Origin of the sequence: Nocardioides acrostichi (assembly GCF_015319165.1) — a bacterium.
Taxonomy (GTDB): Bacteria; Actinomycetota; Actinomycetes; order Propionibacteriales; family Nocardioidaceae; genus Nocardioides; species Nocardioides acrostichi.
Genome location: NZ_JADIVZ010000012.1, coordinates 52,570 through 71,628 on the forward strand (window position 1 = coordinate 52,570; position 19,059 = coordinate 71,628).

The following is a 19,059-nucleotide window of genomic DNA, read 5'->3' on the forward strand; positions in this document are numbered from 1 at the left end:
CGGCGGTGTCTCCTAGGCTGCTCTGCGATGACCCTGCACCTGCATCGCGCCACGCGCACCGACCTGCTCGCCGACGGCCTCGGCGCGCTGTTGGCAGAGGGGCAGGCCGACCCGTTCGCCGAGGAGCTGGTGGTCGTGCCCGCCCGCGGCGTGGAGCGCTGGCTGGCCCAGCGTCTCTCGCATCACCTCGGTGCGGCCGAGGGCCGGTCCGACGGCGTCTGCGCCGGCGTGCAGTTCTGCTCGCCGGCGTCCCTGGTGTCGCTGCTGACCGACCGAGAGCGTGACGATCCCTGGTCGCCCGACCGGTTGGTCTGGCCGGTGCTCGCCACGATCGACGACACCCTCGACGAGCCGTGGTGCGCCGACCTCGCCCGACACCTCGGGCACGCCGACGACTCCCCGGGCGGCGAGGTCCGCCGCCAGCGCCGCTGGTCGGTGGCTCGGCGCCTGGCGTCGCTGTTCGCCGCGTACGCCACCGCGCGCCCTCGACTGGTGGCCGACTGGCGCCACGGGGTGCGGGTGGGCGACGCCGACTCCGACGGTCACGGCGGCCAGCTGCCCGACGACCTGGCCTGGCAGCCCGAGCTGTGGCGCCGCGTGCTGGCACGGATGGCTCAGCAGAATCCCGACGTCGCGCCCCCCGACGAGCGGCATGCCCGGGCACTCACGGCTCTCGAGCAGGGGGAGAGCCCAGGGTCGGCCACGCTGCCCGCGCGCCTCTCGCTCTTCGGGCACACGCGCCTACCCGTCACCGAGATCGAGTTGCTCGACGCGCTCGCCCGCCACCGCGACGTCCACCTCTGGCTGCCCGACCCCTCGCCGGTGCTCTGGCAACGCCTCGCCCCCGAACCGTCGGTGGTCGAACGCGCCGCCGACACGTCCGGCCTCACGGTGCGGCACCCGCTCCTGGCCTCGCTCGGCCGCGACACCCGTGAGCTGCGCCGCGCCTTGTCCGGGGTCGAGATGCACGACGAGCCGATCGCCGCCCGACCCGCGCAGCGCGACACCCTGCTCGGGCTGCTCCAGGCCGACCTGCGCGCCGACGCCCTGCCCTCGATCGAGCAGCGGTCGGCGCGCCCCTTCGACCCGCGCGACCGCAGCCTCCAGGTGCACGCGTGCCATGGCCCCGCCCGTCAGGTCGAGGTGCTGCGCGAGGTGCTCGTCGGCCTGCTCGACGACGACCCCACGCTCGAGCCGCGCGACATCCTCGTGATGTGCCCCGACATCGAGACCTACGCGCCCCTGGTCGAGGCCGGGTTCGGCCTCGGTGAGATGAGCGGCGAGGGCATCGTCGGGGCGGTCGAGAGGGGGCACCCTGCCCATCGGCTGCGCGTGCGCCTCGCCGACCGGGCGCTGGACAGCACCAACCCGCTGCTCGGCGTCGCCACGACGCTGGTCGAGCTCGCCGGCGGCCGGGTCACGGCCTCCGAGGTGCTCGACCTGCTCGCCGAGCAGCCCGTGCGAGCCCGATTCGGATTCACCGACGACGACCTCGATCGGATCGCGAGGTGGGTGGGCCAGTCCGGGGTGCGCTGGGGGCTCGACGCGCCGTCGCGGCAGCGCTACGACATGGCGCGCTTCGAGCACAACACGTGGCGCTCCGGGCTCGACCGCATCCTGCTCGGCGTCGCACTGAGCGGTGAGGAGCACCGGCACCTGGGTCGCGGCCTGCCCGTCGACGACGTCGGCAGCTCCGACATCGAGCTCGCCGGGCGGTTGGCCGAGGCGATCGAGCGTCTGACCCGGTGCCTGCGCGCCCTCGCGCAGGTGCGCGACCCCGCCCAGTGCATGCAGGCGCTCACCCGAGGGGTGCGCGACCTCTGTCTCGTCGGCGCCGGTGGTTCGGGTGGTATCGGTGGTTCGGACGACGCCTGGCAGCTGCCGCAGCTCGAGCGCGAGCTGGCGCGCGTCGCTGCCGATGCCGGTGCCAGCAGCACGTCGCTCGCGCTCGCCGACGTGCGCGCCGTCCTGCGCCAGCGCCTGGCCGCGCGGCCCACGCGGGCGAGCTTTCGCACCGGCAGCCTCACGGTCTGCACGATGACCCCCATGCGCTCGGTGCCGCACCGTGTCGTGTGCCTGCTGGGCCTCGACGACACCGTGTTCCCCCGCCAGCAGAGCATCGACGGCGACGACGTGCTCGCGCGGCGCCCGCTCACCGGCGAGCGCGACCCGCGCAGTGAGGATCGCCAGCTGCTGCTCGACGCCGTCCTGGCCGCCACCGAGACGCTCGTCATCACCTACTCCGGGGCGAACGAGAGCACCGGCGCCGAGCGTCCGCCGGCGGTGCCGCTGGGTGAGATCCTCGACGCCGCCGACCGCACCACGACCGAGCCGGTCCGACCCCACGTGCTGACGTGGCACCCCCTCCAGCCGCACGACGTGCGCAACCTCGAGCCCGGCGGTCTCGTGCCCGCCGACCCCCGGCCCTTCAGCTTCGACGTCGCCGCCCTCGACGGCGCCCTGGCCGCCGAGCACACCGTCGCCCCCTCGCCGCTGCTCCCAGGACCGCTCGCGGCCCCAGTCGGCTCCGAGGAAGTCTCGGTCGCCGACCTGCGGGCCTTCCTGATCCACCCGGCGCGCACGTTCCTGCGCGAGCGCCTGCGGGTCACCTCGCCGCTGGAGGCCCAGGACGTCGACGACGCGATCCCCGTGCAGCTCACGGGCCTGGACAAGTGGGAGGTCGGCGATCGGCTGCTGCGCCTCTTCCTCGCCGGCGAGTCGCCCAGCGACGCGATGCACGCCGAGCTGCTGCGCGGCACGCTGCCCCCGTTCGAGCTGGGTGAGGCATCGCTGCGCGAGGTCATCACCGACTGTCAGGGCATCGTCAACGCCACCACGAGCCTGCGCGAGGGGCGTTCGGCCGGCAGTCGAGACATCGACGTCGACCTGGGCGAGGGGCGTCGTCTGGTGGGCACGGTCGGCTCCGTCTACGGCCACCGCGTCATCAGCGCCGGGTACTCCGCGCTCAAGGCCAAGCAACGGCTCAGCATCTGGGTCGACCTGCTCGCGCTCGCAGCCGCCTTCCCCGACGAGCACTGGACCGGGCACGCCATCGGCAAGGGCTCCGGCCGCGGAGGTCACGCCGACGGCTACGTGCAGGGTCCGCTCGACGATCGCGCCCTGGGCTGGCTGCGCGACCTCGTCGCCCTGCGCACCGAGGGCCTCACCCGCCCGGTGCCGCTGCCGGTCGAGACGTCCGCAGCACGGGCCGCCCAGCTGCTCGACCGGCGCGGCGCACGCAACCCGCGCGACACCTGGGAGGGCTCGGACTCCTCGCCCGTGCCCGGCGAGCGCGACGACCCCTGGAACGCGCGCGCGTTCGGCTCCGCGACGACGCTGACACAGCTGTGCGAGTCGGGTCTCGACGAGCGCTGCACCCGCATCTGGGAGCCGTTGCTCGGTCAAGAGCGGAGGGTTCGGCTGTGAGCACACGTGTGGGCCGTGGCAACCGGGTGCTCGCCCCCAGCGCCTTCGACATCACCGCGCCCCTGCCCGGGCCCGGCACCACTCTGCTCGAGGCCAGCGCCGGCACCGGCAAGACCTGGACCATCGGCGCCCTGGTCACGCGCTACGTCGCCGAGGGCGCCGTTCGGCTCGAGCAGATGCTGGTCATCACCTTCGGCCGTGCGGCCAGTCAGGAGCTGCGCCAGCGGGTGCGCGACCAGCTCGTCGAGGCCGAGCGGCTGCTGGGCGACGACCCGGCGACGGCGCCCTCGAGCGACGAGGTGGCGCAGAGCCCGCTGCTCACCCTGCTGCTGGCCTGCGACGGCGACGAGCGTGCGCGCCGACACCGTCGGGTGCTCGACGCGCTCGCCGACTTCGACGCCGCGACCATCGCGACCACGCACCAGTTCTGCCGGCAGGTGCTGGCCTCGCTCGGCGTCGCCGGCGACACCGACGCGCGGGCCGAGCTGGTCGAGGATCTCGACCAACTGCGCACCGAGGTGGTCGACGACCTCTACCTGCGCGGGTTCGCCACCTCCGGCAACCCAGTCTTCGGGTACCGCGACGCCTTGGGCATCGCGGCCCGTGCGGTGGGTGACCCGCAGGCCCGGCTCGAACCCAGCGACGAGATGCCGGGCAGCGTGGCTGCGCGCCGCGTCGGGTTCGCCCGGCTCGTGCGCGACGAGATGGCCCTGCGCAAGCGCCGGCTCGGGGTGCTCTCCTACGACGACCTGCTCAGCCAGCTCGCCGAGGCGCTCGACGCAGACGGGCAGGACACCGCGGCCCGCCGCCGCATGCGGCAGCGCTGGCACGTGGTGCTGGTCGACGAGTTCCAAGACACCGACCCCGTGCAGTGGCAGGTGCTCGAGCGCGCCTTCGGCGGCACCGACGCTCCCGCCACGATGGTGCTGATCGGGGATCCCAAGCAGGCGATCTACGCCTTCCGCGGCGGCGACGTCGACACCTACCTCGCCGCCGCCGGCACGGCCTCGACGCACCAGACGTTGGGTACCAACCGGCGCAGCGACGCGCCCCTGGTGGCGGCGCTCGACGCCCTGCTCGGTGGCGCCGAGCTCGGCCACCCCGACATCGCCGTCCACGAGGTCGACGCGCACGAGCGCGGCTCGCGACTCCTCGGCGCCCCGCACGGCGAGCCGCTGCGCCTGCGGGTGGTGCGCGACGACGACCTCGTCGCTGGTACGTCGGTCGGCGCGGTGCGCGAGGTGGTCGCGACCGACCTGGCGCACGACGTCCGACACCTCCTCGACGCGGGAGCGACCTGGAACGGCGAGCCGCTGGCGGCCGGGCACGTCGCCGTGCTCGCCCACAAGCACAAGCGGCTGGCCGAGGTGCAGGCCGCGCTGCGTAAGGTGGGGGTGGCCGCCGTGATCGCCGGTCAGGGCAGCGTGTTCGCCACCGAGGCTGCGATGGTGTGGCTCACCCTGCTCGAGGCGCTGGAGCAGCCACACCGTGAGATGCGGGTCCGCGCGGCCGCCCTCACCCCGTTCCTCGGCCACACGGCCGCCCAGCTCGACACCGATGCCGACGCCGACCCGGCTGATCCCGACGGCGAGCCGCGGGGCGACCTCACCGACCGGCTGGCCGACCAGGTCCGCGGCTGGGCACGGCTCTTCTCCCGCCGTGGTGTGGCGGCGGTTCTCGAGGCGGCGACCGTGAGCGGCCTGCGTGCTCGCGTCCTCGGCCAGACGGGGGGCGAACGGCTGCTCACCGACCTCGAGCACATCGGCGAGATCCTGCACGGCGTCGGGCTGCGCGAGCGGCTCGGGCTCGTGGCGACGGTCGCGTGGCTGCGCGAGCACATCGCCGAGGGCCGCGATGCACGGGGGGAGCAGCGCACCCGCCGGCTCGACTCCGACGCCGCCGCGGTGCAGTTGGTCACGATCCATGCCAGCAAAGGTCTCCAGTACCCCGTCGTCTACCTGCCCGACCTCTACGACCGCTGGCCGGTGGAGCCCACGCTGCCGCTCTTCCACGACGCATCGGGTCGGCGCTGCCTGGCGGTCGCCCAGGGCGCCTCATGGGAGCAGACCCTGGAGCGGGCCCAAACCGAGGAGTTGGGCGAGTCGCTGAGGCTGCTCTACGTGGCGCTCACCCGCGCGCAGTCCCAGGTCGTCACGTGGTGGGCGCCGACCGCCAAGAACACCCGCACCTCGGCTCTGCACCGGGTGCTGGCACGGCTGGGCGATCCGAGGCGCCCTCCGCAGGAGCCGGCGTCGGTCGTGGAGGCGTCCGCCCCGGTGTGGCGCGGCGACGGTGTGCGCGAGCAGTTCCGCCGGTGGCGCGAGCGCGGCGCGCTCTCGCCGGAGCTTCTCGGGCAACCGCCGCTGGCCACGCCGTCCACCGATCGGGAGCGGCCGTCGCTGGGCGTCCGCACCCTCGACCGCGAGGTCGACACCACCTGGCGCCGCACGTCGTACTCCGCCCTGAGTCACGTCGAGATCGCGACGCCGGCCACCAGCGAGCCCGAGACGACCCCACGCGACGACGAGCCCGACGACGCGATGGTGCTGCGGGTGGCCGACGATGCGTCGGTCGACGAGCCGGCTCGTGAGGTGGCCTCACCGATGGCCGGCCTGCCGGTGGGCGCGACCTTCGGTTCACTGGTGCACGCCGTGCTCGAGCACGCCGACCCCCAGGCTCCCGACCTGGCGAGCGAGCTGCGCGCGCACGTGACCGAGCAGCGCGGGTGGTGGCCGGTCGACGGCCTCGACACCGATGCTCTGGTCACCGCGTTGGAGGCGGTGTGCGCGAGCCCGCTGGGCCGGCTGCTGCCGGGGCGGACCCTCGCCGACCTCGGGCTGGGCGACCGGCTCTGCGAGCTCGACTTCGAGCTGCCGCTGGCCGGTGGCGACACCCCGGTCGCCGGGCGCGGTGCCGACGAGATCCTGCTCGGCGATCTGGCGGGGCTGCTGCGCGCGCACCTGCCCGACGGCGACCCGGTGCGCGCCTACGCCGACCAGCTCGACCAGCCCGCGCTGGGCGGGCAGCGACTGCTGGGCTACCTCACGGGCTCCGTGGACGTCGTGCTCCGGGTGCTCGGCGAGGCAGGGGAGCCGCGCTACGTCGTGGTCGACTACAAGACCAACTGGCTGGGCCCCCGCGACGAGCCGCTCACGGCCCACGCCTATCGTCCCGCTGCGCTGGAGGCGGCGATGGCGGGCTCCGACTACCCGCTCCAGGCGCTCCTCTACGCCGTGGTGCTGCACCGCTTCCTGCGCTGGCGTCAACCCGGCTACGACCCCGACCGGCACCTGGGTGGTGTGGCCTACCTCTACCTGCGCGGCATGTGCGGTGCCGACACGCCCGTGATCGACGGCGAACCGTGCGGCGTCTTCTCGTGGCGGCCGCCCATCGCCCTCATCGAGGCCGTCTCCGACCTTCTCGACGGGAGGCACCCGTGACCACTCCGCCCACCGACGTCCACCCCGGCGAGCTGATCGAGCCCGTCGACGACCACGACCGACGCCGCGCCACCACCGCGCCCGGCCTGCTCGACGACCTCAACCGTCTCGGCCTCCTCGACCCCGCCGACGTGCACGTCGCCACCCGGCTCGGGGCCCTCGGCGGCGAACACGAGCCCGCGGTGCTGTTGGCGGTGGCGCTGGCGGTGCGGGCCGTGCGCGCAGGCTCGGTGTGCGTGCAGCCTCAAGAAGCCGCGGCCGAGCTCGTCCAGCTCACCGAGCCTCATGACATCGCCTGGCCGCAGGAGTGGGCCGACCCCGCCGCCTGGCAGGCTCTGCTCGCGGCGTCCCCGCTGGTCGAGGCAGGGGTGCTGCGTCTCGACTCCGAGGCCGACCCCGACACGAGCCCCGACGCAGGGGGCGGGTGGCTCTACCTCGACCGCTACCACCGGCTCGAGACCCAGGTGCGCGACGACCTGCTCGGCCGCCTCGAGCAGCCGCCGCCGACCGTCGACGAGCCCGCGCTCGCCGCGGCCCTCACCCGGCTCGGTGACCAGCAGTTCAGCGAGGAGCAGCGTGCCGCAGCGGTCAGCGCCGTGCGCACGCGCACCACCGTGCTCACCGGTGGCCCCGGCACCGGCAAGACCACCACGGTGGCGCGCATGCTGGTGCTGCTCGCCGACCAGGCCGAGGCTCAGGGGCAGCGACTGCGACTCGTGCTCACCGCCCCGACCGGCAAGGCGGCGACCCGGCTCCAGGAGGCGGTCGCCGAGGCGCTCGAGCAGGTGCATCCCGACGACCGGGCACGGGTCGGGCGGCCGGAGGCGATGACCCTGCACCGGCTCCTGGGTTGGCGCCCCGACAACAGCACCCGCTTCCGCCACGACCGCACCAACCGGCTGCCGCACGATCTCGTCGTGGTCGACGAGACCTCGATGGTCGATCTGACCCTCATGGGGCGACTGCTCGAAGCGGTGCGCCCCTCGGCGAGGCTGCTGCTGGTCGGCGACCCCGAGCAGCTCACCAGCGTCGGAGCGGGTGCTGTGCTGCACGACGTCGTGCAGGGCCTCGGTGACCGCGCGGTGGCCCACCTGCGCACCAACCACCGTTCGCAGGCCCACATCCGCGACCTGGCCGAACAGCTGCGCGCCGGTGACGCCGACGCCGTCCTGGCCGTCCTGCGGGCGGGCGGTGACCAGGTGTGCCTGGTCGAGACGGAGTCGACGCAAGCAGCAGAGCGGGAGCTGCGCACCGGGCTGGTCGAGCACGCCGACGCCCTGCGCACGGCCGCGCTCGCGGGCGACCACGAGAGCGCGCTCGCGCTGCTGGAGCAGCGGCGGCTGCTGTGCGCGCACCGGGAGGGCCCGGCCGGCGTCCGGCACTGGAACCGGCTCGTCGAGACCTGGTTGGCCGAGCGCCTGCGCCTGCCCTCGCTCGCGCACGGCACTGCCGGTGGGTCGCCGGAGTGGTACCCCGGGCGGCCGCTGCTGGTGACGAGCAACGACTACGCCCTCGACGTCTACAACGGCGAGACCGGTGTCGCGGTCGTACGCCCGGGCGATGGTCGGCTCCGCGCCTGGATCCGCGGCTCCGACGGCCTGCGCGATCTCGCCCCCGGCCGCTTCGACACCGTCGAGACCATGCATGCGATGACCATCCACAAGAGCCAGGGCTCCCAGGCCGAGCACGTCACCGTGCTGTTGCCCGACCCCGACTCCCGGCTGCTCACCCGCCAGCTGCTCTACACCGCGGTCACCCGGGCCCAGCACTCCGTGCGCCTCGTGGGCACCGAGGCCGCGGTGCGGGCGGCCGTCGAGCGCGAGGCCGACCGCGCCTCGGGCCTGGGCCGCCGGTTGTCCGCGAGGGGTCGCTAATTGTCCCGCGAGGGGTCGAAGATCGTCCTGCGAAGGGTCGAGAATCGTCCCGCGAGGGGTCGATCGCCTGGCCCGCGATTCCGGTGCTCCGGCCGGCATCCGGACACGACATGACCACGCAACACGAGACGACTAGGGTTCGGGCGGTGTCGTTCCTCCTCCGTGTCGAGCTCCCCGACGTCCCAGGCTCCCTGGGACGCGTCGCGAGCGCGATCGGCATGGCCGGCGGCGACATCGAGGCGATCGAGATCGTCGAGAAGCGCTCCGACGGCGTGGCAGTCGACGACGTGCTGCTCGACGTGCCGTCGGGCGTCATGCCCGACACCGTCGTCTCGGCGTGCAACGGTGTCGACGGCGTGCGCGTGGTGTGGGTCAGCCGGTACGCCGCGGGCGGCAACCTGTTCATGGACCTCGAGGCGGTCGAGGAGCTGACCGTCAGCCCCAGCCAGGCCCTCGACAAACTGGTCGACCTGCTGCCGGTGACCTTCCGCGCGGATTGGGCCGCCCGGGTCCACCGCGCCGACGGCGTCGTCTACGCCACCGGGGCCTCGCCCTCCGATCTCTCGTTCGTCGAGATCGTGCGCGCCAAGCGGATCGAACTGCCAGGCGATGAGCTCAACATGGTCGTGGCCGCGCACCTCGACGGCAACCAGACGGTGCTGGTCGGACGCCGCGGGGGCCCGGACTTCGTCGACTCCGAGGTCGCACGGGTCGGGCACCTGACGGGCCTGGCCGCCTCGATCTACCGGGCCGACCCGTCGGCCGAGTTCTGACCTCGCGTCCTAGACCCGTTCGAGCACGAACACCGGGATCTCCCGATCGGTCTTCTCCTGGTACTCCAGGTACGGGGCGAAGACCGCGGCCGCGCGCTGCCACCACTCCTCGCGCTCGGCGCCCTCGACGATGCGCGCGCGGTACGTGTGCTTCTCGGCGCCGTCTTGGAGGTCGACCTCGGGGTGGGCGACGAAATTGTGGAACCACGTCGGGTGCTCGGGCGCGCCGCCCTTCGACGCGACGGCCGCGTACGCGCCGTCCTTCTCGACCCGCATGACCGGGTTCTTGCGCAGCACGCCGGACTTCGCGCCGCGTGAGGTGATGACGACGATCGGCCACTCGGGGTGATCGGGCAGGGTGTTCGCCTCCTGGCCGTCGGAGGCCTCGAACGCCTCGACCTGGTTGCGGACCCACGCTTCGGGGCTGGGCTGGTATTCGCCGGTGAGAGTCATGGCGTCACAACACCACCGGCCCGCGCCGTCTTCCACCCCCGCGCGGCGATAGGTTCGCCCCTATGAGCGCCATCGAGGGAATCTCGGAGATCTTCGACGCCGAAGCCTGGGGCGTCGTCCCGGGATTCGAGCAGCTGAGCGACCTGACCTACCACCGGGCGAAGGAGCACGGCACGGTGCGCGTGGCGTTCGACCGCCCCGACGTGCTCAACGCCTTCCGGCCGCACACGGTCGACGAGCTGCTCACCGTGCTCGAGCACGCCCGCACCAGCGCCGACGTCGGCTGTGTGATCCTCACCGGCAACGGCCCCAGCCCGAAGAACGGCAAGTGGTCGTTCTGCACCGGTGGCGACCAGCGGATCCGGGGCAAGGCCGGCTACCAGTACGAGACCGACGGTCATGTGGACGCCGGTGCCGCGCCGAACCCCATCGACAAGGCGAAGCTGGCACGGCTGCACATCCTGGAGGTGCAGCGACTGATCCGGTTCATGCCCAAGGTCGTCATCTGCGTGGTGCCGGGCTGGGCCGCCGGCGGCGGGCACTCGCTGCACGTCGTCTGCGACCTCACGCTGGCCAGCGCCGAGCACGCGCAGTTCAAGCAGACCGACGCCGACGTCGGCTCCTTCGACGCCGGCTACGGCTCGGCCTACCTCGCCCGCCAGGTCGGCCAGAAGTTCGCCCGCGAGATCTTCTTCCTCGCCGACACCTACTCCGCCGAGGACGGCGTCCGCATGGGCACCGTCAACCGCGCCGTGCCGCACGCCGAACTCGAGCGGGTCGCCCTGAAGTGGGGCGCCAAGATCAACGGCAAGAGCCCCACCGCGCAGCGGATGCTCAAGTACGCCTTCAACGCCATCGACGACGGGCTGGTCGGCCAGCAGATCTTCGCCGGTGAGACCACGCGGCTGGCCTACATGACCGACGAGGCCCAGGAGGGCCGCGACCAGTTCCTGGAGAAGCGCGATCCGGACTGGTCGGAGTACCCGTGGTACTACTGAACCGCTTCGCCGCGGGTGAGGACAGATAGGTCGTCGATCCGGTCCGTCTGGTGGACCAGGATCGCGACCCGGCCCATCACGCGGCGCGATCTAGGGTGAGCCGCATGCGCGACGACCCGGACCAGGCCGAGCTTTTCGCCCCGCCGGTGACCATCGCGCGGGAGTCGCTGCTCGAGGAGATGCCGGAGCACCAGTTCGAGGCGATCGCCGAGATGACGCTGGGCCTGCTCAACCGGCGGCTCGACAAGGTGCAGAAGATGACCGACGTCGCGAGCAGCGATGTGAACATCAACCCCTTCCTCATGCTCGCGCTCGCCCCGGCGTACAACATCTTCTCGCCGTTCGAGGCGGCCGAGTACGCGCAGATGGCGAAGCTGCCACACGGCGACGCGACCGCGTTCGGCCGGTTCGTGGAGGACAAGATCTTCCCGATCTTCGACGTCCGACTGCCGGCGGAGAAGACCGCCAAGCACACCAGCACGGTGTGGAGCTCGATCGACCGCGAGATCACCGTCGACGGACGACGCATCCTGATGACGCTCAAGGCCGGACCGTGGACGATGAACCAGAGCCACGCCCACGAGATGGCGCAGAACTTCCCGGCGGTGCACGAGGCCACCGGCTGCGACATCGTGATCGGCATCTACTACGGCAAGCGCACGAGCGTGAACAACAAGCCGCTCATGGTGCGCGGACGCACCGGCCCCTACGTGCACACCCTGGTCGGCAAGGATCTGTGGGAGTTCGTCACCGGGGTGCGCGACGCCCACATCGCGGTGTTCCGGGCGATCAAGGAGGCGCAGGCGCGCTTCGCCGTCGAGCACGGCGGCAAGACCTTCTACGAGCACCTCATCGAGGCACGGCTCAAATTGGCGCAGTCGTTTCGCGACGCCTTCGACCTGGTCGGTGAGGAGACCGAGATGTGGGAGGGCATCTTCAAGGGCTCCTTCTAGGACGACGCAGCGGACGGCGGCCACACGACCGCGCCCTCGCCCGACCCGTACCAGCGCCGCGTGCGCACGTGCGAGCGCAGGTAGACGCGCCGGAACGGCTCGGCGTCGGCCACCACGTGGGCCTCGGGGGAGCGCAGCTCGGCCGCCACGAGCTCGCCCGCGACCCGGCCGAGCCGCGCAGGCACGGCATTGCCGACCTGGGCGTACTGCTCCTGGGGCGAGCCGGTGACCTGCCAGTCGGCCGGGAACTCCTGCACGGCGAGGCACTCGGCGACCGAGAGCACCCGCACCTCGTCGGGATGGCACATCGAGGTGCTGGAGTGGTTGGGCATCGTGGTGATCGTGGGGCAGGGCAGGTCGCGGCTCAGCCGACGCCACCAGCCCGACCGGCCGCCCTTGGCGTGGAACGCCCGGCCCATCGACTCCTGCGCCACCGCGGGGGGCAGGGTGCGCCAGTTCCCGCCGGGGGTGACCAGCTCGAGGTAGGCCTTCTTGCGGGGGCTGAAGTCCATGAGCACCCGCTCCGCGGGCGCCTCGACCACGCCGGCCAGCGCCTCGCCCAGGGTGCCGAAGGGTCGGTCGGTGCCGGGGCCGTGAGTCGGCTCCGGGAAGTCGACGACCTTGCCGAGCCGGTTGCCGATGACCAGGGCCCGCTCGCGCAGCTGCGGCGCGCCGTAGTTGACCGCGTTCACCTCGAAGCAGTCGGCGCGGTAGCCGCCCTCGAGCCGGGCGAGATCGTGCGCCCACAGCCGCATCACCGACCCCGGCAGCTCGGCCCGGGTCAGCGGTGGGCCGTGGGGCGGGCGTTCGGCGATCGGGCGGTGCTGGAGCGCTGCGGAGAGGAGTCCGCGCACGTTCTCCATCACGAACATCGTGGGCTGGAGTGCCTCGACGAAGCGCAGGAAGTCCCACACCAGCGTGCCGCGCGGGTCGGCGACCGACTTGCGGCGTCCGGCCGTGCTGAACGCCTGACACGGCGGGCCGCCCACCAGCACGTCGACCTCGCCCGGCTCGATGCCGAGCTTCTCCATCAGTACCACCGGGTCGAGCACGGAGAGGTCGGCCTCGATGATCTCGGTGGACGGCGACCCGAAGCGCCCGGCAGCCCGGTTGACGCGCAGGCTCTCGCAGTAGCGGCTCTCGATCTCGACGCACCCGAGCAGGTCGAACTCGCCGGTCGCGTCGAGGCCCGTGTCGAGCCCTCCGGCGCCGGTGAAGAGCGAGACCACCGTGAGTGGTCTGCGAGGTGGCGAGGCTGCGGGCACGCGCGGCTCCCTTCTGACGTCGCTCGATCCTAGGTCGTGGGGCGGCTACCTCCCGGGACCCCGCGCCGCGATCAACCTAGGCGCGAGCACCGACAGTGCCGGGCGGCGTCCGATCGCGACGCCGCAGGCCGTAGACCCAGGAGTCCGAGACGACGCCGTCGACCACGCAGTCCTCGCGCAGGGTGCCCTCGCACTCGAACCCGATCTTCTCCAGCACCCTCGCCGAGGCGGCGCTGCGGGTGTCGACCTCGGCCTGCGGGCAGGGGCATGCGGCTCAGGCTCGCACCGAGGTCTGCTCGAGGCGGACCGACTTCTTGGTTGTGACGACGCCCACTGCCCGGTTGTGCCGACGGTCACTAGGGTGTGGCTCGTGAAGATCGTGGTGCTCACCGGAGCCGGCATCTCCGCCGAGAGTGGCGTGCCCACTTTCCGCGACGCCGACGGCTTGTGGGAGGGGCACTCGATCGAGGAGGTCGCCACCCCCGAGGGTTTCGAGAGCCAACCGAAGCTGGTGCAGGAGTTCTACGACGCCCGCCGTGAGCACCTCGTCGGCGTGCAGCCCAATGCCGCCCACATCGCCCTGGCCGGGCTCGAGGAGCAGCTGCCCGACGACCTGCTCGTCGTCACCCAGAACATCGACGACCTGCACGAGCGCGCCGGCAGCCGCAACGTCATCCACATGCACGGCGAGCTCAACTCCGCCTGGTGCCGAGCCTGCGATCGGCGCACCCACTGGACCCGCACCCTCGTCGACTTTCCGCCCTGCCCCGGCTGCGGTGCCACCGAGCTGCGGCCGGACGTCGTGTGGTTCGGCGAGATCCCGTATCAGATGGACCGCATCCTGGCCGCCGTCGCCGAGGCCGATCTGTTCGTCTCCGTCGGAACCTCGGGTGCCGTCTACCCGGCCGCCGGGTTCGTGCAGCAGGCCCTGAGGTACGGCGCCAAGACGCTCGAGCTCAACCTCGACCCCAGCGAGGGCTCGGTGTGGTTCCACGAGTCCCGACTCGGGCCCGCCAGCGTGCTCGTGCCCTCGTGGGTCGACGACGTGCTGGCCTCACAGCACCTGTAGGCGCCCGGGTCAGCTGCGAGCCAGCTCCGCACGCATCAGAGCATCGAGTCGCTCCTGCTCGTGGTCGAGCCCGAGAAGGGGCAGGGCGCTGGTCATGACGTCGACGAACATCTCGCCGCTCTCGACGACGCGGGGGTCGAGGTGGCCGAAGACCTCGAGGGCGACCACGCCGTAGAGCCGCGACCAGCCCTGCATCATGATCCAGACCAGGCCGCGGTCCTCGGCTGCGATGTCGTCGACCTTCGCGGGGATGAGCGGGTCGAGCACGGCCGCGCGCACGGTGTCGGGGAGATCCTCCAGGCGGGGCAGTGCAAACCGCTCGCGCTCCCACAGGAGCCTGATGAGGTCGGTGAAGAAGATCCCCGAGCTGGCCAGGGTCAGCAGCTCGCGGCGCGTGCAGGGGCTCTCGGCCACCGGGTTCGCGAACACCATCCCGAACTCGCGCGGTGCGCTGAGGGCCCAGCGCCGAAAGGCGCACACGCCCACGACCAGTCGCCCGGCGAGATCGTCGGCAGGCAGCGCGTCGGCGGCGGCCGCGAACCCCTCGGTGGCGAGTCGGTCGACCTCGAAGGCGACGAGGTCGACCAGCTCCTGGTACGACGCCACGTAGCGGTACAGCGCGGGCGCGGTCACGCCCATCCGCGCGGCGACGGCCCGCAGCGAGAGATCCTCACCCTCGCCGATGAGCGCGCGCGACGTCGTCACGATCTCGGCGAACGTCTGCTCGCGGCGCTGCTCCCGACGCGTCGGCTCGTGCAGGTGCATGTGGTGCAGACCTCCGGACCAAGCCGTTGACGATGAACGTTTACGCCGTTTACGGTTTACACCGTTCACAACAGTGACGTCATATTACGTCACGGCACTCGAGAGGGTCAGGGGTCAGCGCATGCTCGATCGATGGGGAGCCGTCCTGGCGCGGCGGCCGGTCCGCGTGCTCGTCGCCGCCGCCGTCGTCGTCCTGCTCGCAGGTGGGTACGGCGCCGGGGTGTTCGGGTCGCTGTCGCAGGGCGGGTTCGACGATCCGTCGTCGGAGGGCTACCAAGAGCTCGCCGCCGAGCGCGCGGCGCTGGGCAACCAGAGCATCGACGTCGTCGCGATCTACTCCTCGAAGAGGCTGGAGGCCGACGACCCCGCGTTCGAGCGGGCCGTGAAGCAGGTGGTGCGCGAGCTGCCGAAGGACGCCGTGGCGCGGGTGTTGCCCTACTACCAGGCACCGCCGCGGGCCGGCCTGGTGAGCGCGGACGGTCACTACGCCCAGGTTCAGATCTCCCTGGCGGGCACCAGTCAGGACGACTTCCTCACCCACTACGACGACATCGCCCCGGTGCTGCAGTCGACGACCCTCACCACCGATCTCGCCGGCCCGTACGCGATCTACGACGACGTCAACGCCATCACCAGCAAGGACGCCGAGCACGCCGAGCTCATCTCGCTGCCCGCCGTGGTGATCCTCGCCCTCATCATCTTCGGCAGCGTCGTCGCTGCCCTCATGCCCACCCTCGTCGGTCTCGGCGCGATGCTCGGCGCCCTGGCCGTCGTCCGGCTGATCGCGGAGTTCACCGACGTCTCGATCTTCTCGGTCAACGTGATCTCCCTGCTCGGCATCGGCCTGGCCATCGACTACGCCCTCTTCGTCGTCAGTCGGTTCCGCGAGGAACTGGCCCTGCTGCCAGACGATGCTCCCGACGCCGCGGCCGTCGCCATCCGGCGCACCATGTCGACCGCCGGGCGCACCGTGTTGTTCTCCGCGCTCACCGTGGCCGGCGCGATGGCGAGCCTGCTGCTGTTCCCGCAGGCGTTCCTGCGCTCGATGGGGTACGGCGGTATCGCGGCCGTGCTCGTCGCGATGCTCGCCGCCCTCACGATCCTGCCCGCGGTGCTCCGCCTGCTCGGACGCCGCGTCGAGGCGGGTCGCCTGCCGTGGCGCCGTGGTCCGCGCGGCGGGGTCGAGGGCGAGCGGTGGGCGCGGCTCGCGCACGCCGTGATGCGGCGCCCGGTCGTCGTCGCGACCGTCACGGTGGTCCTGCTGCTGCTCGTGGCCAGCCCCTTCCTGGGTGCCCGCTTCGGCAGCGTCGACTACCGGGTGCTGCCCGAGGACTCCGCGGCGCACCGGGCCTCGGTGCTGCTCGACACCGAGTTCGGCTCGGAGGTCTCGACCGCCAACCTGCTGCTGCAAGGCACCAAGCCCCGTGACGTCAGCGCGTTCGCGAACGCGGCCGGCCGGGTGCGCGGCGTCGAGTCGGTCGACGAGGTGGCGGAGAAGGACGGCACCGTGCTGCTCCGAGCCGTGTGGAAGGGCGGTGGTCAGACGGAACGCTCGCAGCGCATCGTGCGCGACCTGCGCGACGTCGACCCGGCGTCCGGCAGCGTGCTCGTCGGCGGCATCTCGGCCGACACCGTCGATCTCATCGACTCGGTGGCCGACCACCTGCCGTGGATGGGCCTCGTGGTCGTCGTCGTGATGTTCGTGCTGCTCTTCGTGGCGTTCGGCTCGGTGGTGCTGCCACTCAAGGCGGTCGTGATGAACCTCTTCTCGATCACCGCCTCGTTCGGGGTCGTCACCTGGATCTTCAGCGACGGACACCTCAGCGATCTCATCGGCTTCACGCCCCAGGGCTACCTCGATGCCACCAACCCGATCCTCATGCTCGCGATCCTCTTCGGGCTCTCGATGGACTACGAGGTGTTCCTGCTCTCCCGGGTGCGCGAGGAGTGGGACCGCACGGGCGACAACGAGGCGGCCGTCGCGGTCGGCGTGCAGCGCACCGGCCGCATCATCACGTCGGCCGCCCTGCTGCTCGCGGTCGTGATCGGCGCGTTCAGCACCAGCGGCATCGTGTTCATGAAGATGCTCGGCATCGGCATGCTGGTGGCACTGCTCATCGACGCCACCGTCGTCCGCGCACTGCTCGTGCCGGCCACGATGAAACTGCTCGGACGCTGGAACTGGTGGGCCCCCGCACCGATGGCGCGCTGGTGGGAGAAGTACGGCTTCCGCGAGGGCGGGGACGCCCACGCCGACACCGACATCGACGCCGACGGGGCCGGCTCAGGCGGAACCGAGGTACCCAGCACCGTCGGAGCGCGCTGAGCGCCGCACCCGAGGCAGGACGAGTGAGACCACGGCGACGAGGGCGCAGACGATGAGGGCGATCACCAGCCACCAGCGCAGGTCGGCGGCCAGGGCGTCCCACACCGCGAGCGTGAAGTCGCGCTGCTCGCCCGGGTCGGCGGCGCTGCCGAGCAGCGAGCGGAAGCCGGCGAGACCGAGTAGTTCGAGACCGCAGGTCACGAAGCCGAGCACCGCCATGAGTGCGAGTGCGCGTCGACGCAGGGGAGTCACGGCGACCGCGAGCAGGCCGACCACGAGAGTCGCGACCGGCAGCCACAGCCCGGTGTCGTCGATCGCGGCGTATGTGCTGCGGGCGCGCTCGAGCTCGGAGGAGTCGGCGACCGAGAACTGTACGGGCGGCAGTGCGTCGGTGGCGCCCTTCTTGAGCAGGTTCTTCGCGCCCAGCGCGTCGAGCGTGCTGCGCAGCACGGGTCCGAGGTCGACGGAGACGTCGGTGGGGCCGGAGTCCTGCGAGAGCACCTTCACGAGCTTGCGGTGCATGGTGCGGTTGATCTGCGCCCAGAGGTCGGGGAACTCGCGCGACGTCACGACCCGCTGGGCGGCGGCGTCGACCGCCTTCTGTGCGATCGCGGCCGGGATCTTCGAGCGCACCTGCCGCACCGCGACCGCCGTCACCTTGTCGGCCACGGCCTGCTGCACCTGGGTCTCGTCGGCCAGCGGGGTGACCGTGTCGACGTAGGCATCGGTGTCGGTCACCACCCGGTCGAGCCACGCGGACGCGATGGCGGCGGGCAGCAGCACGGCGAAGAGGAGCACGAGCAGCCCGGAGACGAAGCGGCGCAGGAGAGTCACGGAGTCATCGTCGCAGGTGGGTCGGCGCTCAGCCCTTCACCCGCGCCCGGACGGCCTGCCCGGACTGCTGGAGCTCGACCTTCTTCGGGAAGGAGTCGGCGAAGGCGCGGAAGGAGGAGAATCCGAGCGACTTCTCCTTGAAGCCCGGGTCCATGCGCACCATCTGCTGCTTGACCGACGAGAGGTGCGCCCAGCCTTCGTCGTCCGACTTCTCAGCGACGATGCGCAGGGCGCGCACCAGCAATGCGCCGGCGTCGTCGTTGGGGTCGGTGGGGGCGTCGGCCTGCTTGGCCGCCTTGCGGGAGACCGGCTTGACGTCGGGCAGCGCGTCGTAGTCGCTGAACTCGTCGCAGGCGGCGATGAGGGCCCGCCCGGTCGAGCCGGCCACCCCGATGCCGACCACGAAGCGCCCCAGCTGCTTGCAGCGCTGTGCGAGCGCCACGTAGTCGGAGTCGCCGGCGACCAGCACCACGTGGGTCAGGTCGGGGTAGCGGATCAGATCCTCCATCACGTCGACCGAGAGCCGGATGTCGGCGCCGTTCTTGGTGCCGCCCAGCGCGAAGAGCTGCACCAGGTCGACCGCCCGGTCGACGAGCTGGCGGCGGTAGGAGGTGTTGGCCGGCACCGACCAGTCGGCATAGGCCCGGCTCTGCGCCACGGTGCCGAAGGACGACGCGTAGTCGAGGATCGCGCCCACGTCGACGCGTGCCGTGGCCAGGTTGCGGTCGATCTCGTCCTTCGACTGCTCGTGCGCCGTGTGGTCGCGGGCGTCGTCTCGCCGCCACGTGCCTGTGCCGAACACGTGGTCGTAGCGGGAGATCACGATGTTGTCGAAGTCGAGGTACACCGCCACCCGGGAGTTCTCAGCCACGGGCACACCCTA

The 19,059-nt window shown here is 72.1% G+C and carries 14 protein-coding genes; 8 read left to right on the top strand and 6 right to left on the bottom strand.

From position 1 onward, the window contains the following. Positions 1-27: 27 nt before the first annotated feature. The 4 genes from recC to ISG29_RS17495 all read left to right on the top strand — a co-directional run bounded on the left by recC (position 28) and on the right by ISG29_RS17495 (position 9,513). Positions 28-3,426, top strand: coding sequence for an exodeoxyribonuclease V subunit gamma (gene recC / locus ISG29_RS17480; RefSeq protein ID WP_194504747.1), 3,399 nt, complete (start codon positions 28-30; stop codon positions 3,424-3,426). Continuing rightward, positions 3,423-6,866, top strand: a complete 3,444-nt coding sequence (locus tag ISG29_RS17485; RefSeq protein ID WP_328829675.1) for a UvrD-helicase domain-containing protein — start codon at positions 3,423-3,425, stop codon at positions 6,864-6,866. Before recC ends, ISG29_RS17485 begins: the two co-directional genes overlap by 4 nt. Continuing rightward, positions 6,863-8,740 (top strand): exodeoxyribonuclease V subunit alpha, encoded by a 1,878-nt coding sequence (gene recD, locus ISG29_RS17490; RefSeq protein WP_328829677.1) that lies wholly within the window; start codon positions 6,863-6,865, stop codon positions 8,738-8,740. Before ISG29_RS17485 ends, recD begins: the two co-directional genes overlap by 4 nt. A gap of 146 nt (positions 8,741-8,886) precedes the next feature. After that, positions 8,887-9,513, top strand: a complete 627-nt coding sequence (locus tag ISG29_RS17495; protein ID WP_194504748.1) for an ACT domain-containing protein — start codon at positions 8,887-8,889, stop codon at positions 9,511-9,513. Positions 9,514-9,522: 9 nt separating this feature from the next. On the opposite strand, the gene ISG29_RS17500 is transcribed toward ISG29_RS17495, so the two are convergent. Continuing rightward, a complete protein-coding gene (locus ISG29_RS17500) occupies positions 9,523-9,966 on the bottom strand; it encodes a nitroreductase family deazaflavin-dependent oxidoreductase (protein WP_194504749.1) in 444 nt (147 codons plus the stop codon). Between the two features lie 62 nt (positions 9,967-10,028). Here ISG29_RS17500 and ISG29_RS17505 point away from each other — a divergent pair, with 62 nt between their 5' ends. Then, a complete protein-coding gene (locus tag ISG29_RS17505; protein WP_194504750.1) occupies positions 10,029-10,964 on the top strand; it encodes a 1,4-dihydroxy-2-naphthoyl-CoA synthase in 936 nt (311 codons plus the stop codon). Between the two features lie 104 nt (positions 10,965-11,068). Beyond that, on the top strand, positions 11,069-11,917 hold the full coding sequence (locus ISG29_RS17510; RefSeq protein WP_194504751.1) for a PmeII family type II restriction endonuclease: 849 nt from the start codon (positions 11,069-11,071) through the stop codon (positions 11,915-11,917). Here the strand turns inward: ISG29_RS17510 and ISG29_RS17515 are convergent. Together ISG29_RS17515 and ISG29_RS17520 are read right to left on the bottom strand one after the other, a co-directional pair. After that, on the bottom strand, positions 11,914-13,146 hold the full coding sequence (locus tag ISG29_RS17515) for a DNA cytosine methyltransferase (RefSeq protein WP_194504752.1): 1,233 nt from the start codon (positions 13,144-13,146) through the stop codon (positions 11,914-11,916). The genes ISG29_RS17510 and ISG29_RS17515 overlap by 4 nt on opposite strands. Before the next feature lie 112 nt (positions 13,147-13,258). Further along, a complete protein-coding gene (locus tag ISG29_RS17520) occupies positions 13,259-13,399 on the bottom strand; it encodes a GNAT family N-acetyltransferase (RefSeq protein ID WP_235960288.1) in 141 nt (46 codons plus the stop codon). Between the two features lie 153 nt (positions 13,400-13,552). On the opposite strand from ISG29_RS17520, the gene ISG29_RS17525 reads away from it, so the two are divergent. Further along, positions 13,553-14,251 carry an NAD-dependent deacylase gene (locus ISG29_RS17525; RefSeq protein WP_328829681.1) on the top strand — a complete coding sequence of 233 codons (699 nt, stop codon included), beginning with the start codon at positions 13,553-13,555 and terminating at the stop codon, positions 14,249-14,251. Positions 14,252-14,260: 9 nt separating this feature from the next. Here the strand turns inward: ISG29_RS17525 and ISG29_RS17530 are convergent, their stop codons facing one another. Continuing rightward, positions 14,261-15,016 (bottom strand): TetR/AcrR family transcriptional regulator, encoded by a 756-nt coding sequence (locus ISG29_RS17530; protein ID WP_194504754.1) that lies wholly within the window; start codon positions 15,014-15,016, stop codon positions 14,261-14,263. A gap of 121 nt (positions 15,017-15,137) precedes the next feature. On the opposite strand from ISG29_RS17530, the gene ISG29_RS17535 reads away from it, so the two are divergent. Next, positions 15,138-17,342, top strand: coding sequence for an MMPL family transporter (locus ISG29_RS17535; protein WP_194504755.1), 2,205 nt, complete (start codon positions 15,138-15,140; stop codon positions 17,340-17,342). On the opposite strand, the gene ISG29_RS17540 is transcribed toward ISG29_RS17535, so the two are convergent. Both ISG29_RS17540 and ISG29_RS21760 read right to left on the bottom strand, forming a co-directional pair. Continuing rightward, positions 17,301-18,176, bottom strand: a complete 876-nt coding sequence (locus tag ISG29_RS17540) for a hypothetical protein (RefSeq protein WP_194504756.1) — start codon at positions 18,174-18,176, stop codon at positions 17,301-17,303. The genes ISG29_RS17535 and ISG29_RS17540 overlap by 42 nt on opposite strands. Before the next feature lie 28 nt (positions 18,177-18,204). Next, complete coding sequence (locus ISG29_RS21760) at positions 18,205-19,047, bottom strand: NYN domain-containing protein (protein WP_328829684.1); 843 nt, start codon at positions 19,045-19,047, stop codon at positions 18,205-18,207. Positions 19,048-19,059: the final 12 nt, after the last annotated feature.